The sequence below is a fragment of the Bradyrhizobium denitrificans genome (genome assembly GCF_013179005.1).
GTDB classification, from domain to species: domain Bacteria; phylum Pseudomonadota; class Alphaproteobacteria; order Rhizobiales; family Xanthobacteraceae; genus Bradyrhizobium; species Bradyrhizobium denitrificans.
In genome coordinates this window covers 170,159-187,282 of the sequence record NZ_JABFDP010000011.1, presented here as the reverse complement: position 1 = coordinate 187,282, position 17,124 = coordinate 170,159, and the positions used below count along the sequence as shown (strand labels likewise).

The window sequence follows — 17,124 nt, the reverse complement described above, 5'->3', positions numbered from 1 at the left end:
AGTCTGGCGCAGAACGGCTGATAGGAGACGGACGAGACCACCATGCGGAGCCTCGATTGCGTTGTTCAGGGCAATGACGATCTGACGCTGGAGATCGTCCGTCATCTGCACGAGAGCGGGCACGCTGTCACGGTTTTGATCACCCAAAATCCGCGTTGTCTCGCTTTCGCGCACACTGCGCGGATCAGGTCCGCGCCATCGCGGCCCTCCGCGCTCGGCGGCTACGATCTCGCCGTCCATGCCGATGGCCTGGCCGATGGTGTTCCGGATCTGCCGCCGGGCACGCTGGTGTTGCGGCCGCTGCAGCGCGACGGCGATGGCCCGGCAGTGCTCGTAGCTGCGATTGCGTCACAGCGCTCGTCCTTCGAGATCGCCTGGATGGACGGCCAGCGAGTGCTATGGACCGCGTCCGTGCCGCTCTCGGCGCGCGACACGGCCGGCACCGTCGTCGAGCGCGCCCACCGCGCGGCGCTCGATGGCTTGACCGAGTTGGTTACCATGCTGGCGCGCGAGGAAGAGCTCGCCGACACGCCGCCGCCCGTGACGACTCCGGTCGAAACAGCGACGCTGCGAGCCGTGCATCGCCTGCATTTCGACATCGACGCCGCGACGCTCAGCGCGCTGCCCCGGGCTATCGATTTCGGCTCCCACCGCGCACGCTGCGCGCTGCGGCTGGTCGCAGGAGGAGTTGGCCTTACCGTTGGACAGATCGACATCGCCGAGTCGTCAGAGACCACTCCGGGGCAAGTGCTCGCAGTCAGCATGGATAGTGTCGTGATCGCCGCCCGGAACGGAAGCGTCCGGCTCGGCGGTCTGCACGACGCAGATGGCCGAGCGCTCGATCGGACAGCGATCGCGGCATTGTTTGCTGTCGGCCAGACGGTCGATGGCGCTCCGCCCGATGCCACGGTCCTGCGGCGCATGCAGGCGGCGGAGGCGCAATGGACCACCGCCATCGCGGCGATCGAGCCGGCGCGCCTGGATTTCCTCGCGACCCTCACGCGCAACATCCAGCCGGCAAACGGCACGGCAGACTCTTGCATCCGACAGACTGCGGTCGGTCTCCCCAATATCGGCGACGATCGTTTCAAGCCCCCTGCTCTCTCCTCACTCGTGGCCGCCGTCGTCGCGACCGCGGCACGGGCACTCGATGCCACGACCGTCAGCCTCGCGCTCCGACTGCCGATCCGACCCGATCCCTTCGCGGCGCGCTTGGTGCCGTTGACACTTGCAGCTTCAGCCGATCGCGGCTTTGCCGAGCTCTGCGCCGACAGCGAGGTCCTTCTATCACTCGCCTTGTCGGAGCCGATGGCGGCCGATCTGCCGCAGCGTCTCGGCCGAACGGATTGGAGCGAGCAGGTGCCGGTCGCGATCCTGACCGGCGACGGTTCCGCTCCGTCAACGCCGTTGCGGCTGCGCGTGACGCTTGCTCCGGGCCAGACGAATACCGTCCAAGCCGCTGCGCTCGAATGGAGCGCCGCCAGCTTGGAGCCTGCATTCGTGGCCGAGCTCGCGGACTCGATTGCGACGGTCTGGAACGCCGGCTGCGCCGATCCCGACACCCAGCTCGGCGACCTGCCTTTGCTCTCGGCCGAGGCCCACGCGGCCCTCCGCGCGAGCAGCAAGGGGTCCGATGTCGCGACGGCGCGCGATCTCACGCTCAACGCTCTGCTCCACACCGCCGCTCTGACCTATGGCGAACGGCCGGCCGTGTCGTTCAATGCGATCGGCCTCGACTACACCACGCTGCATGCGCATGTGCGCGTTCTGGCACGACAGATCCGCGCGCGGACGCGGGCGCATGGCGATCACGTGACGGTCGCGCTGATGTTCGAGCGCGGTATCGCCATGGTCGTCGCGCTGCTCGCGACCCTGGAAGCGGGCGCGGCCTATCTGCCGCTCGATCCACGCGACCCACGTCCGCGCATCGCGCAGATGATCGAAGATGCCGCGCCTGTGCTTGTGCTTGTCGGCGCCGAATTCGAGGACCACCTGTGCGCCGGCATCGACCAACTGACGGTCGATCCGCTCGGTGCGGCGGCGGGACCCGAGGCCGAATGCCCCTCGGTAGCACCCGATGATCTCGCTTATATCATCTTCACCTCGGGCTCGACCGGGCGGCCGAAAGGCGCCATGCTCACGCATGGCGGCGTCGCCAACCGGATCGTCTGGATGCAGAAACACTACGGGCTGCAGCCGACGGACCGCATCCTGCAAAAGACACCCTACACGTTCGATGTCTCGGTATGGGAGTTTCTGCTGCCGTTGATCTCCGGCGCCGAGCTGGTGGTCGCGCCGCCGGACGCGCACAAGGACCCGCGCGCCATCGCCGGGCTGATCCGTGATCGCGGCATTACCGATATTCACTTCGTGCCCGCAATGCTGTCGGTGTTCCTGGGCAACGCTGACCTCGCCGACCTGGTGTCGCTGAAGCGCATCTATTGCAGCGGCGAGGCGCTGCCGACCGCGGTCGCGGCGCAGTGCCGCGCGCGGCTGGCGCATGCGGAGCTGCACAATCTTTACGGCCCGACTGAAGCATCGATCGATGTCAGCGCGTGGTGCTGCGATATCGGCGATGCCGAGCGCCACGCGGTGGCGCCGCTCGGATGGCCGGTCGACAACACGGAGCTCCATATTCTCGACGGCCGACTGCGCCCGATGCCGCTGGGCGTGCCAGGCGAGCTCTGCATCGCCGGCATCGGCGTCGCCCGCGGCTACGTCAGTCGGCCGGAGTTGACCCGCGAGCGGTTCGTCGGCAATCCCTTTGCTGATGGCGTCCCGCACATGGCGCGGCTCTACCGCACCGGCGACGTCGCCCGCCGCCTGCCTGACGGCGCCATCGAGTTCCTCGGCCGGCGTGATTTCCAGGTCAAGATCCGCGGTTTCCGCGTCGAGCTCGGCGAGATCGAAGCGGTGCTGCTGGAGCAATCCGACGTCGCGCAAGCGGTCGTCGCGCGGCGCGCGACCGATGGCCGTGAGCTCACCGTTGCCTATCTCGTCGGACGGAACGGCCGTCCGGACCTCGCTCGCACTCACGAGAGGCTCAGGCAGCGGCTGCCGGACTACATGGTGCCCGACCACATCATCGTCCTGGACGCGCTGCCGCTCTCTGCCAACGGCAAGCTCGATCGCAAGCAATTGCCTGACGTTGTCCCTGCCCCTGCTGCGGCCATTGTATCGATCGCCGATCCGGTGGAGCGCGAGCTGGCCTCTATCTGGAGCGTAGTACTTAAGCGGCCGCAGATCGGGCGCACCGATCACTTCTTCCGGCTCGGCGGCAATTCGCTGATGGCCGGCGAGATGATGCTCCGCGTCGAGCAGAGCCTGCGCGTCGGCCTCACCTTCCGCGCCGTCTATGAGAACGCGGTGTTGTGCGATCTCGCGCAGCACATCAAATCGGATGCGGCACGCCCGGCCGGCCGTCAGATCGTGATGGAGCGGCTGTAATGTCCCTGATCGAATCCGATCCGTCGGAGCTCGTCGACCGGCTGGCCAAGGAAGGCTTCCTGCTCCGCCGCAACGGCGAACAGCTCAGCCTGATCAATCTGGCGAACCGGCCGCTGCCCGACACGCTGCGTGGCGAGATCGGCTCGCAGCGCGATTCGATCATGCTGCATCTCGCCGACCGGATGTGGCCGCTGTCCTTCAACCAGCAGCGGATGTGGTTCATCGACCGACTGCAGCACGGGCACAGCGTCGCCTACAACTTGCCGCTCGCGACGCATATTCGAGGTCCGCTCGACGTTGGCGCGCTCAGCCAGGCTCTGACGATGCTGACGGCACGCCACGCGATCCTGCGCACCACCTTCATCGAGCATGAGGGCGGATCGGCTCAGCGCATCGTTGCCCCGGCTCCCGTCCAGCTCCACGTCGAGCCGATCAGTGAAAGCGCGTTGCCGCAGCGGCTCGATGCCGAGGCGCGGCGGCCGTTCGACCTCTCGGCCGGCCCATGCTGGCGCGTCAATCTATTCGCCCTGTCGCACGACCATCATGTGCTGCTGATCAATCAGCACCACATCATCAATGACGGCTGGTCGCTGGTCGTGATGCAGCGTGACCTCGCCGCCCTGTATGATGGCGCGCGGCAGGGCCGGCCGTCTGATGCCGCAGACCCGCCGCTGCAATTTGCCGAGTTCGCGCTGTGGCAGCGCCGCGCGCTCCCGGCCGTGATCGAGACCGCGCTGGACTATTGGCAGCGGCGGCTCGATGGATTCGCTCCGTTCGATCTGCCGGCCGATCGCCCGCGGCCGCAGCGGCTGAGTGGCCATGGCCAGACTTACCGCTTCGCCTTGCCGCCGGCGCTCACCAATGCGCTCCGCGACGCCGCGCTCGGCCAATCGGTCACCCCCTGTGCCGGTTGGCTTGCGATCTTCGCGCTGCTGCTGTCGCGCCTCGGCGGCCAGGACGACATCGTCGTCGGCATGCCGTTTGCCAATCGCCGCGACCCCGCGGTCGCCGATCTGATCGGCTATGTCGCCAACACGCTGCCGCTGCGCGTCGATCTCACCGGGAATCCCAGCTTTGCGGCCCTGATGACACGAGTCGCATCGGAATTGCTCGACGCCGACGCACATCAGGAGGCGCCATTCGACCTGATCGTCAACCGCATGGCTGGCGCGCGCGATCCCAGCCGAAACCCGATCTTCCAGGTCGCCTTCGTGTACCAGACCTTCGCCGACGGCCTCGCCAATCTGCGCCTGCCCGGCCTGACCTGCGAGACCGCCTTCATCGATACCGGCACGGCCAAATTCGATCTCACGCTCACGCTCTCCGAGACGGCCGAGGGCATGGTCGCCGAGATCGAATACAGCACCGATCTGTTCGACTCGTCGACGATCGAGCGCCTGACGGCGGAATTCCTGCATCTGGCAGAGATTGCGGCGCGGGATTGCGACGCGGCGATCGAGACGCTCGAGATCCTGCCGCCATGCGAGCGCGCGGCGCTCATCGCCTTCGGCGCGTCGGAAACCGCGGCTCCGGATGAGAGCACGCTGGTGGATCTGTTTGCGCAGACAGTGGCTGCGCATGGCGAGCTCCTGGCGATTGCGGGCGATCAGGCCCTGACCTATGCCGCGCTCGACCGCCGATCCGACGCGTTGGCCGCTCGCATCAGGGCGGGCATGACCGCATCTGGCCTCGCCATCGCCGATGGCGTGATCGGGGTCGCGGTTCCGAAGAGCGCCGACCTGATCGTTGCCTTCCTCGCGGTGCTTAAGGCAGGGGCTGCCTATCTGCCGCTCGCGCCCGATCTTCCGTCCGAGCGCCTGCGCTTCATGGTGGAGGACGCCGCGCCACGCCTGATCATCGTCACGGATCAGACATCCGGCCTCTTCGACGGCATGCCGGTGCCTCAGCTGCTGGTGGACATGCAGCAAGAGGACGCGCACGCCGATGCGGCGGCCAGACCGCCGCGCGGGCACGATCTGGCTTATGTCATCTACACGTCGGGCACAACCGGGCGCCCGAAGGGGGCATTGATCGAGCACGGCTCGCTGGCGAATCTGGCGCGCGCACAGCGCGATCTCTTCGGTCTCGAGCCGGGCGCCCGGGTCCTGCTCTATGTCGCGATGAGCTTCGACGTCTCGATCGGCGCCATCGCCACCGCGCTTGCTGCCGGTGCCACGCTGCACCTCGTGCCACAACGGCTGATGGCCGAACCCGAGGCGATCGCGGCCATGATCCGCGATCACGCCATCGATCTCGTCGAGTTGCCGGCCACCATTGCCCAGCAGCTTCCAAGGCGGCAGGATGCTGCGCCCCGGACATTGGTGATCGGCGGCGAAGTCTGTCCGCAGGACGTGCTGGCCTATTGGTCCGGACAGTGCCGCGTCATCAATGCGTATGGACCGAGCGAGGCCGCGGTGCTCGCGACCACCGACGCGATCTGCGAGCCGATCACCCCGCATGTGATCGGCCGGCCGATCGCGAATGTGCAGGTCCGGATCCTGGACGGCGACGATCGGCTTTGTCCGATCGGCGTGCCCGGCGAGATCTGCATTGGCGGCGCTGGCGTGGCGCGTGGCTATCTCGGACGCCCGGACCTGACGGCGCGCCAGTTCATGGCCGACCCGACGGGCCCAGGCCGGCTGTATCGCAGCGGCGATATCGGGCGCTGGCGCAGCGATGGACGCCTTGAATGGCTCGGCCGCGTCGATGAGCAGATCAAGCTCAACGGTCTACGGATCGAACCCGGTGAAATCGCGCGCGTGATGGAGCAGCACGAAGGTGTCTCCTCCGCCCACGTCCTGGTTGACCAGGACGGCCGCTCGTCGCGCTTGGTCGGCTACTACGCCGCGGCCCCGGAGTTCGACGAACCGGCGCTGCGACATCATCTGCGGGCAAGGCTGCCCGCTTATATGGTGCCGTCGCTGCTGATGCGCCTCGACGCGCTGCCGGTCGGCCCCAATGGCAAGCTCGACCCGCGCGCGCTGCCGCGCCCGCAGGCGGAGGTGATGCCGGAGGGGCGGACGCCGCGTACGCCGCTTGAGACGACGTTGGCGAGCATCTGGTGCCGCGTGCTGCGGCTCGAACGTATCAGCATCGATGACGAGTTCTTCGCGCTCGGCGGCGACTCCATCATGACTATCCAGGTGTGCGCCGCCGCGCGCGCCGTCGGCATCGCCCTGACGGCGCAGGCGATGTTTGAAAATCCCACCATCGCCCGGCTGGCCGAGGCGGTCTCGCGCACGCCGGCAGCAATTGTCGTGCCGCCCGCTGAGCCCGAGCAGACGGATGCGTCGATCGACATCCCCCCTGACGTGCTCGACACCTTGTGGAGCGTCGGGCGCGTCGAAGCCGTCTACGGACTGTCGCCGCTGCAGGAGGGGCTGCTGTTCCATGCGCTCTATGCGCCAGGCTCCGACCAATATTGCGTGCAGCTGTCGTGGCGCCATCAAGGACCGCTGGATCCCGCGGCGCTGCGTCTCGCTTGGGAAGGCGTCATCGCGCGGCACGGCATCCTGCGCACCGCCTTCGTGTGGGAGGGCGTGAGTCGGCCGTTGCAGGTGGTCTATGCAACTGCTCCGCTCGATTGGGACGAAGCCGATTGGCGCGGCGACGATGCCGCCAGGCTGGACACGTTCTTGTCCGAAGATCGTCGCTGCGGTTTCGCACTCGGTCGGCCGGGGCTGATGCGGCTGCGGCTGATGCAGCTGACTGACGACAGCTGGGCCATCGTTTGGACGACGCATCATCTGCTGATGGACGGCTGGTGCCTGCCGCTGATCCTGCAGGAGGTGGCGCTGCGCTACCGCCAGGCCTGCGGCGAGGCCGTCGCGCTGCCGCCAGCGCCGCCGCCGTTCGAGCGCCATATCGCCTGGCTGGCGCGGCAGGACCGCGACCTTGCACAGGCGTTCTGGCGCGCGCATCTCGCCGGCATCGAGGCGCCGACACCGCTGGCGATCAACCACCGGCCGCTCGACATCCGTCGCCCGATCGAACGGCTGCAGCGAGAGTCCGTGCTGCTCGACAAGACGCGCAGCGCGGCGCTGGCCGCGTTCGCGCGCCAACACCGGATCACGCTCAACACGCTGATCGAGCTGGCCTGGGCTGCCCTGCTGTCGCGCTATAGCGGGCATGACGATGTCGTGTTCGGCATTGCCGTGTCGGGCCGGCCGCCCGAACTGCCGCAGGTCGAACGGATGATCGGCCTGTTCATCAATACCGTGCCGTTGCGGCTTTCGCTCGACCAGGACCGCAGCACCCTCGATCATCTGCATGCAGTACAGGCCGCGACCCGCGGTGCCGAGGCGCATGCGACGGTCGGACTCGCCACGATTCAAGGCTGGAGCGAGCTCGAATCCGGCAGCGCCTTGTTCCAGTCGCTGCTGGTGTTCGAAAGCTATCCCGGCGGTCTTCCAGCCGAAGTAACCGAGCTGCGCATCGACGAGAAGACCAACTACCCGCTCACTTTGGCCGTGCTCCCGGGCACCGCGATCGAGCTGCGCGTGCTGTACGATGCCGACAGTTTTACGGCCGCTGCGGTCGCTCAATTGTGCGCGCATCTCGACCGCACCATCGCCTGGCTGACGCAGCATGCGGCCCGGCCGCTCGGCGAGCTCGACTTCCTCTCCGCGGCCGAGCGCCACGATTTGCTCATGGCCTGGAACGACCGCTGGGTCCCCTACCCGCGCGATGCCACCTTGCATGGATTGTTTGCCGAGATCGCGCGCCGCCACCCGTCGGCGACCGCAGTGGTCGAAGGCCATCGCCACATCGACTTCGGCACGCTCGATCGCGCTGCCAACCGCTTGGCGCACCGCATCGTCGCGAGCCTCGCCCCATCCGGTGGGATCGCGCCGGGCCGCCCAATCGCGCTGTGCTGTGGCCGCACCATCGAGATGGTGATCGCCATTCTCGCGATCCTCAAGGCCGGCGGCGCCTGGGTGCCGCTCGACCCGGATTATCCGGCCGAGCGGCTGAGATTCATGATCGAGGACAGCGGCGCCGAGCTCGTGCTGGCGAGCCCCAAGGCGGCCCGCGACGTCGCCGTCCTGCAGTCGCCGCAGCGCCTGCTGCTGATCGTCGAGCCGACCGATGGGAGCGGCGATGATCGTCCGCCTCCCGCCACAACGGGACCTGCTGACGCGGCTTACGTGATCTACACCTCGGGCTCGACCGGGCGTCCCAAGGGTGTCGCCTGCGTGCACCGCGCCGTCATCAACTTCTGCCACGAATGGCAGAACAAGCGCGCGATCGCGCCAGGCGATGCGGGAACGCTGACCAGCAGCCTCAGCTTCGACGTGTCCGTCTATGAGATCTTTTCCAACCTGTTGTTCGGCGCCGCGGTCCATCTGCTCGACAAGGACACCATCCTCGATGCTGATCGCTTCGCGCGCTATCTGCGCGACCAGCGGATCCAGAACTGCTATCTGCCGCCGCATCTGCTGACCGCCGTCGCGTCGCTGGTCGCGGCGGACGGGACGAACTATGCCCTCAAGCGGCTGATGGTCGGCGTCGAGCCGCCGCTCGAACAGGCGATGTGGCGCATCAAGCAGGCCGTGCCTGGAGCTGCCGTCGTGAACGGATACGGCACCACCGAGACGACGATCGGCTCGATCGCCTATTATGTCGAGCGCGACACCGGGCGCAGCGGCAACGCGCCGATCGGCGTGCCCTTCCAGAACCAGACCGCCTATCTGCTCGATAAGCGGCTGCGGCCGGTGCCGCTCGGCGCCATCGGCGAGATCTATATCGGCGGCGACGGTGTCTCGGCCGGCTACCTCAACCGCCCGGAGCTCACCGCCGAGCGGTTCATGGACAATCCATTCCAGTCGCTCCCTGACCGGCTGGCCGGGCGCAACGCCAGGATCTATCGCACCGGCGATCTCGGCCGGATGCTGCCCGACCGCCAGCTCGAATGCCTCGGCCGCATCGATACCCAGATCAAGATCCGCGGCTATCGGGTCGAACCCAGCGAAATCGAGGCGGTCATCGCCGCCTGCCCCGGCGTGACACAGAGCGCGGTCATCGTCGTCGACAGCGGCGCGGCAAGGCGGCTCGTCGGCTATTACGCGGCCCCGTCCGGACAGCCTGATGAGCAGACGGTGCGGGCGCGGCTCGCTGCGCTGCTGCCGCCCTATATGGTGCCTGCGGTTCTGATGCGACTCGACCGGCTCCAACTGTCGCCGAACGGCAAGATCGACCGCAGGGCGCTTCCGCTGCCCGCGAGCGCTACGCCTGACAAGCGCGACCTCAGCGCACCGCGCGACGACACCGAGGCCGCCCTCGCCGCGGTGTGGCGCACCGTGCTGAAGCTCGACCAGATCGGCATCGACGAGGATTTCTTCGCGCTGGGCGGCGACTCCATTCTCACCATCCAGGTGATCGCCCGGGCGCGCCAGATGGGATTGGAGCTGAGCGCCAGTCAGCTGTTTGCCGCCCCGACCATCCGCGCGCTCGCCGCCAGCCTGCGGCGCGAGGCGCCGGAGGCCCTGGTTGTCATTGATGACGACGACGCCGATGCCAGCCGCGCACCGCTCGCGCCGATCCAGCAATGGTTCTTCGCGATCGGCCATTCCGACCTCAACCATTGGAATCAGGCATTCCTGTTCCACGTCGATGCCAGCGTCACAATCGCGCGCATCGCTCACGCGCTGTCCCAGCTTGGCGAACTGCACCCGGCGTTCGCGAGCCGCTTCGTCAGCCATGCCGACAAGGGTTGGCGCGAGACGACCGGCCCCGCGGCGTGGCCGGTCGAGGCGTTCGACCTCACCGGTTGCGCCGACGCTGCGGCGGCACTTCGGGCGGAAGCCGATCGCGTTCAGGCGCGGCTCGACATCAGCCACGGGCCGCTGGCGCGCGCGACGCTGTTCACCGGCCATCCCGACCGGCGCCCGCGGCTGCTGCTCGCCGTCCACCATCTCATCATCGACGGCGTATCCTGGCGCATCCTGCTCGAAGACCTTGAATGCCTGTTGGCCGGCGGAACGCCGGCCAGACCTGCAGTGCGCTTTACATCCTGGCGCAGCGCGCTGGCCCGTTACGCCCGCACCGCTGCGGTCGCGCAATGGGATTACTGGCTCGCCGTCGGCGCCAACGCCTCTGCGCTGCCGCTCGACAGCAGCGAGGCCGATCCAGGCTGTGGCGAAGACGCTGACCGCATCTGCTTCACGCTCGACACCGACACCACGGGACGGCTGCTGACCCGGGCCGGCCCAGCCTATCGCACCCAGATCAACGATCTGCTGCTGACCGCACTGGCGCTGGCAGTGCGCAGCTCCACCGGACTCGCCGATGTGATCGTCGATCTCGAAGGTCACGGGCGTGAGGAGTGCGTGAGCGCACGCGACGTGTCGCGCACGGTCGGCTGGTTCACCTCGATGTTCCCCGTCCATCTCACCCTGCCGGCCGGCAGCGACATCGACGCGGCCATCAAGGCAATCAAGGAAACCTTGCGCGCCGTTCCCGACAAGGGCGTCGGCTATGGCGCGCTGCGTTTTCTGTCTGACGATCCCCGTCATGCGGCGCTCGCTGCCGGTGCCAAGGCGCGCATCGGCTTCAACTATCTCGGCCGCTTCGATGCGCTGAGCGGGCGCTACATCACCCTGTCTGAGGAGTCCGCCGGCACCGCGGTCTCGCCGCGCAACAGGCTGATCCATCCGATCGAGATCAGTGCCTATGTGTCCGATGGCGCGCTCAAAGTGACCATCGAATACAGCGGCAGGTGCTGTGCAAGCAGCCGCGCCCAGCGCCTTGCGGATGCGTTTGCGACCGCCCTCGGCGATGTCGTCACGCATTGTGTGAGCGGCGCTGGCGGCCTGACGCCGAGCGACTGCCCGCTCGCGCCGGATGTGAGCCAGGCCACGCTCGACGGGCTCGCGCGCGCCGGCCGGATCGACACCGTCTACGGCCTCGCGCCATTGCAGGAAGGCTTGTTGTTCCACGCACTCTACGCACCGGACTCCGATCAGTATTGCGTGCAACTGTCGTGGCGCCATCAGGGTCAACTCGACACCGCTGCGCTGCGCCGCGCCTGGCAAGGGATCATCGATCGGCATGGCATCCTGCGCGCCGCCTTCATCTGGGAAGGCGTGACGCGGCCGCTGCAGGCGATCTATGCAAACGTTCCGCTCGACTGGGAGGAAGCGGACTGGCGCGGCGGCCCAGACGATCAGCTCGACGCCTATCTGGCCGAGGACCGCCGCCGCGGCTTCAGGCTCGACCGACCCGGCCTGACACGGTTGCGGCTGATGCGGCTGCGGGACGATGGCTGGGCGGTGNGGCTGATGCGGCTGCGGGACGATGGCTGGGCGGTGGTTTGGACGACGCATCATCTGCTGATGGACGGCTGGTGCCTGCCGCTGATCCTGCAGGAGGTCGCGCTGCGCTATCGCCAGGCCTGTGGCGAGGCGATCGAGCTGCCGCCCGCGCCGCCGCCATTCGAGCGCCACATCGCCTGGCTCGCCCGGCAGGACCGCAACCAGGCGCAGGCGTTCTGGCGCGCCCATCTCGCCGGCATCGAGGCGCCGACTCCGCTCGCGATCAATCACCGGCCGCTCGACATGCGACGCCCGATCGAGCGCATGGAGCGACGCCGGCTGCTGCTCGATCGCACGGACAGCGCGGCGCTTGCAACATTCGCACGGCAGCACAAGGTTACGCTCAACACGCTGGTCGAGCTCGCTCTGGCCGCCGTGTTGTCCCGTTACAGCGGCCAGGATGAGGTCGTGCTCGGCATCGCCGTCGCCGGGCGACCAGGCGAGCTGCCGCAGGTCGAGCGCATGATCGGCCTGTTCATCAACACCGTCCCGCTGCGGCTGTCGCTCGATGCCGAACGCAGCGTGCTCGAGAACCTGCATGCGGTCCAAGCCGCCACGCGCAGCGTGATCCAGCACGGCTATCTGTCGCTGACCGAGATCCAGGCGCAGAGCGCGGTGCCGAACGGCACGCCGTTGTTCCAGCAATTGCTGGTGTTCGAAAACTATCCCGACGACGGCATCGGCGCCGCGCCGGCCGGCGGCTATCTCGACATGCGCGGCGACATCAAGACCAGCTTCCCGCTGACGCTGGTGGTCGTGCCCGCTGCCGAGCTTCTGGTGCAGGCCTCCTACGACGCGGCCTGTTTCGACGAAACGGTGATCGCGCGACTGCTCGGCCATCTCTCCGAGACGCTGCGATGGCTGGCCGCCAATCCCGAGCGGCCGCTCGCGGACGCCGCCCTGCTGACCGAAGCGGAACGGCGCGCGGCCCTTGCGGCGGCCGTGACGGCGGTGCCCTATCCGCGCGACATCTCGCTTGCGGACATGTTCGAGGCCGTCGCGCGCCGCCAGCCGCAACGCGCGGCCGTGATGCACGGCGACAGCGCCATCGCGTTCGGCGAACTCAACGTCCAGGCCAATCGGCTCGCGCACCGTCTCCGCAAGCTCGGCGTGCGCGCGGAGACCGCGGTCGGCATCAGCATCGAACGCTCGATCCCGCTGATCGTCGGCCTGATGGGCATCCTCAAGGCCGGGGGCGCCTATGTGCCGCTCGAACCCGACGTGCCCGATGACCGGCTGCAATTCATGCTCGCGGATTCGCAGGCGCCGGTGCTGGTCACCACGGCGGCCCTGGCCAACAAGTTTCCGCAGTTCACGGGCGAGGTGATCGCGCTCGACGATCCCATGCTCGACAGCGAGACGGCATGCGATCCCACGCGGGAGGCCGTCGCGGATCCCCTGCTCTACATCGCCTATACGTCCGGCTCGACCGGACGGCCGAAGGGCGTGATGGTCCAGCAATCGACGGTGCTCAACCGCTTTCACTGGCTGTGGCGGTCCTTGCCGCTCGCCGACGACGAGGTCGGCTCGCAGATCAGCTCGATCAACTTCGTCGACGCGGTCTGGGAGGTCTTCAGCCGGCTCGCGCGCGGCATTCCCTTCGTCGTGTGCTCCGACGAGGTGGTCCGCGATCCCCAGCGCATGGTCGACGCGCTCGCTCGCCATCGCGTGACCCGGCTCGAGCCGGTGCCGTCGCTGCTGGCCTCGCTGCTCGACAACGTGCCTGACATCGCCGAGCGGCTGCCGCATCTGCGCTATTGCATCTGCTCCGGCGAGATCCTGCCAGTCGAGCTCGCCCGGCGCTTCCGTGCGACCATGCCTGCGGTGCGGCTGTTCAACCGGTACGGTTCGACCGAGGCGACCTCGGTGCTGTGGCAGGAGGTCGTGAACACCGAGGCCTATGGCGCCAACGTGCCGGTCGGCCATCCGGTGCAGAACGTCGGCATCTGCATCCTCGACCGCCGACGGCGGCCGCTGCCGCATGGCATCGCGGGATCGCTCTATGTCTACGGCGATGCCGTCGCGCGCGGCTATCATGGCCGTCCTGATCTCACCGCTGAGCGCTTTGTCACGCTGCCGCTGATCACGCAGGAGGTGAGAGCCTACTACACCGGCGACCTCGCCCGTCAGCGCGCCGACGGCAGCATCGAGGTGCTCGGCCGCGACGACAATCAGCTGTCGATCCATGGCTACCGCATCGAGCCGGGCGAGATCGAGACCGCGCTCGGCCGCCTCGCCGGCATCCGCGACTGCGTAGCCGTGGTGCGCGACATCGGCGGCAGCCGCCAGCTCGTCGCCTTCTACGCCGAGGCCGACGACGCCGGGACCGCACTGAGCCCGCAGGCATTGCGCAACCACTTGGCCGGGCAATTGCCGGCCTACATGGTGCCGTCGCTGTTCGTGAAACTCGCGGCGCTGCCGCTGACCATCAACGGCAAGGTCGATCGCAAATCGCTGGTCGCGCGCGACCTCGAGATCGGCCCGCTCGACAGCGATGCGCTGCTGCCACGCGACGCGACCGAGCGCCGGCTGCATGACCTCTGGGCCCAGGTCATCGGCATCGACCATTTCGGGGTCGAGGACGACTTCTTCGCCGTCGGCGGTCACTCCCTGCTCGCCGTCCGCCTTGCTACGCACATCAACACGACGTTCCGTCGCAGCTTCCCCGTCGCGTGGATATTCAGCACGCGCACCATCGCCGCGCAGGCCGCGGCGCTGCGCAAGGACGGCGCCGGCGCCGATTTCGAGCCCACCGTAATGCTCAAGCGCGGCCGCCGCATCCTGTTCCTCGTCCATCCTGGGCATGCCGGCGCCGAGGCCTATTCGGCGCTGGCGCCGCTGCTGCAGGATGATCTTGCGATCTGCGCGGTCGAGTCCTGGAACCTGTATGGCAACGATCAGCCCGTCACCGGCATTCCCGCGCTGGCGCGGCGCTATCTCGCAGCGATCAGGACCGTGCAGCCGACGGGACCTTATCTGCTCGGCGGCTGGTCGTTCGGCGGCAGCGTCGCCTATGAGATCAGCTGCCAGCTCGCCGCCGCCGGCGAGCGCGTCGAGCAATTGATCCTGCTCGACTCCTTCGGCCCGCATGACGGACGCCAGGCCTTCGTGGCCGCGTTCGACGCAGCCGCGCGTGCGGCCTTTCTCGACGTGCCGTTTTATCGCGACATGCCGGACGAGATTCGCGACCGCATGGCGCGCGTGATCCGCATGGAGAACGCCATGCTCGCCGACTTCCGCCCGCAGCGATATGACGGCCCGGTGCTGCTGCTGAAGGCCAACGAAGCCGAGACGCCGCCGGAGCCGTGCGTCGCGGCGTATCCCTCCGGCTTTCTCGACATGCTGCAAGCCACTCAGGCGGCGCCCGACAATTTCTGGGGACGCGTGGCCAGCCGGCTCATCGTGCGGCCGGTCGCCGGCACGCATGGCGGGCTGATGAGCGGCGCTGCCGTGGCCGAGATCGCCGCGATCCTTTCGCAGACCTGTCTTGAACCATCAAACATAGAGGATTCGTCCATCATGGGATCAGCGCCATGAACCAGCTTTCGCTTGCCACGCCCGCTGCGGCCCGCGCCGATCAGCGCGTCCAGGACCAGAACCAGGTCCTTGCTCTCATCGATCTGATCGAGCGCGGTGGCGGTTTTCCCGCCACACCGGCGACCGGCACGATCTACAGCCGGCTCGCGGACCGCGCCCACCGGCTCGACACCATCGACGCGGTCTGTCGTCGCGGCTTTCGCGAGGACGACGCCGAGGCGCTGCGCGCGGCGCATCGATTGCTGGCGCAGATCTATGCGGAGCGGCTGCGGCTGCCGAGCGGCGACGAGCGGCGCCCGAGCGCGGAGGCCGACGACATCGCCGAGCTGATCGAGACCTATCTGCTCGGCTTCGAGGAGCGCGCCATCGATCACGGGCTGGTGGCGAGCGCTCCGCGCACCGGCGCAGCGCTGGCGAGCTGGCTGCGCGAGCTGGTCGAGCAGCATCCGGCGACGGCGCATCCGTTCTACACCGACTTCATGCGCCGCGCGACCAAGCGCGACCTTGAATATTACTCGATCCAGGAAACCACGCTGGATCCCCGCTTCGACGACGCGATGGCGCTGCTGCAGCTCGGCACGCCCGACGTCGCCAAGATGGAAATCGCCAAGAACTACTGGGACGAGATGGGCAATGGCGAGATCCCGCGCATCCATACCAAGCTGTTCCAGCGGGTGCTCGACGTGCTCGGTATCACGGCCTCGGCGGTGCGCGCGCAGCTGCGCACCGAGTCGATCGCCTGCGGCAACCTGTCGATGACCATGGTGCTGCAGCGCTGCCACTTCCATAAGGCGATCGGCTATTACGGCGTCACAGAATATGTGGTGCCGTTCCGCTTCGGCCATGTGGTCGAGGCCTGGGAACGGCTCGGGCTCGATCCGTCGGGCCTCGACTATTATCACGTGCACTATCAGATCGACGCCGAGCACGGCAATGCGTGGTTCGATCACGTGATTGCCCCGATCGTCGATGCGCAGCCGGACACGGCGGCATTGATCGCGCGCGGCGCGCTGTATCGTCTCAATTCGTCCCAACGTTATCTCGACCGCTTGCTGAGCGATGTCTCTGGAGGAGCCGGCCATGCTTGACCAACCGAAGAATGACGACGGCAAAAGCGCGATCGCCGATCCCGCTTTGTCGCCGGAGGCGCGCCAGGTGCGGGCGCACGAGATCATCCGCGACCACGTGCTGATCTCGATGGCGGCGGGGCTCATTCCCGCGCCGGGCATCGATCTCGGCGCTGCGCTGGCCAATCAGCTCGCGCTGCTGGCGCGGCTGACCAAATTGTACGGCGTGCCGTACAGCGAAAACCTCGGAAAATCGGTCGTCGGCAGCCTGATGGCGAGCTCCGGCGGCACCTTCGCCGGCGGGGCGCTGTCGCTGACGCTGGTCAAATTCGTTCCCTTCATCGGCACGGCCTGCGGCGTCATCGCGATGCCGACCGTGCTCGGCGCCTACACCTACGCGCTCGGCAAGGTGTTCGAGGCGCATTTCGAGGACAATGGCACGCTCCTCACCTTCAACGCCGATCGCTATCGCGACCTCTGGCACAAGATGCTGAAGCGCGGCAAGACGGAGGCGGCATCGATGAAGGACCAGGCCGCCACCGCCGCGCCGAAGGCGAGCTGAGACGCGCCGCGATCACGCCAGGCCTGCAGAGCAGCCTTTGCGGTCGACAGACCGTCTCGCGGAATCGCGCGCGACGGGTTCGGCGGTCGTGATCGACGTGGACATGGTATCGGCTGGACATGGTCCCGGCGGATGACGCCGGGGGCCCGGATCGGGACACATTGCCGTCCTGCACGGGCTCACCTTGCACATCGACGTC

General features: G+C 67.7%; 4 protein-coding genes. All 4 read left to right on the top strand.

Annotation, left to right across the window (positions count from 1 at the left end; genetic code table 11):
* The first annotated feature begins 42 nt into the window (after positions 1–42).
* A complete protein-coding gene (locus tag HL671_RS14130) occupies positions 43–3,447 on the top strand; it encodes an amino acid adenylation domain-containing protein (RefSeq protein WP_172236745.1) in 3,405 nt (1,134 codons plus the stop codon).
* The gene (locus HL671_RS14125) at positions 3,447–15,296 is read left to right on the top strand and encodes an amino acid adenylation domain-containing protein (protein WP_210263892.1); all 11,850 of its coding nucleotides are present in this window, start codon (positions 3,447–3,449) and stop codon (positions 15,294–15,296) included. The genes HL671_RS14130 and HL671_RS14125 overlap by 1 nt, the downstream gene beginning before the upstream one ends.
* Complete coding sequence (locus HL671_RS14120; protein WP_172236743.1) at positions 15,293–16,384, top strand: iron-containing redox enzyme family protein; 1,092 nt, start codon at positions 15,293–15,295, stop codon at positions 16,382–16,384. The genes HL671_RS14125 and HL671_RS14120 overlap by 4 nt, the downstream gene beginning before the upstream one ends.
* Positions 16,377–16,925, top strand: a complete 549-nt coding sequence (locus HL671_RS14115) for a YcjF family protein (protein WP_148221462.1) — start codon at positions 16,377–16,379, stop codon at positions 16,923–16,925. The genes HL671_RS14120 and HL671_RS14115 overlap by 8 nt, the downstream gene beginning before the upstream one ends.
* Positions 16,926–17,124 lie beyond the last annotated feature (199 nt).

Excerpts from the sequence above, each read along its gene's own strand:
- HL671_RS14120 (WP_172236743.1), top strand. The coding sequence starts at position 15,293 with ATGAACCAGCTTTCGCTTGCCACGCCCGCTGCGGCCCGCGCCGATCAG.
- HL671_RS14130 (WP_172236745.1), top strand. The coding sequence starts at position 43 with ATGCGGAGCCTCGATTGCGTTGTTCAGGGCAATGACGATCTGACGCTG.
- HL671_RS14115 (WP_148221462.1), top strand. The coding sequence starts at position 16,377 with ATGCTTGACCAACCGAAGAATGACGACGGCAAAAGCGCGATCGCCGAT.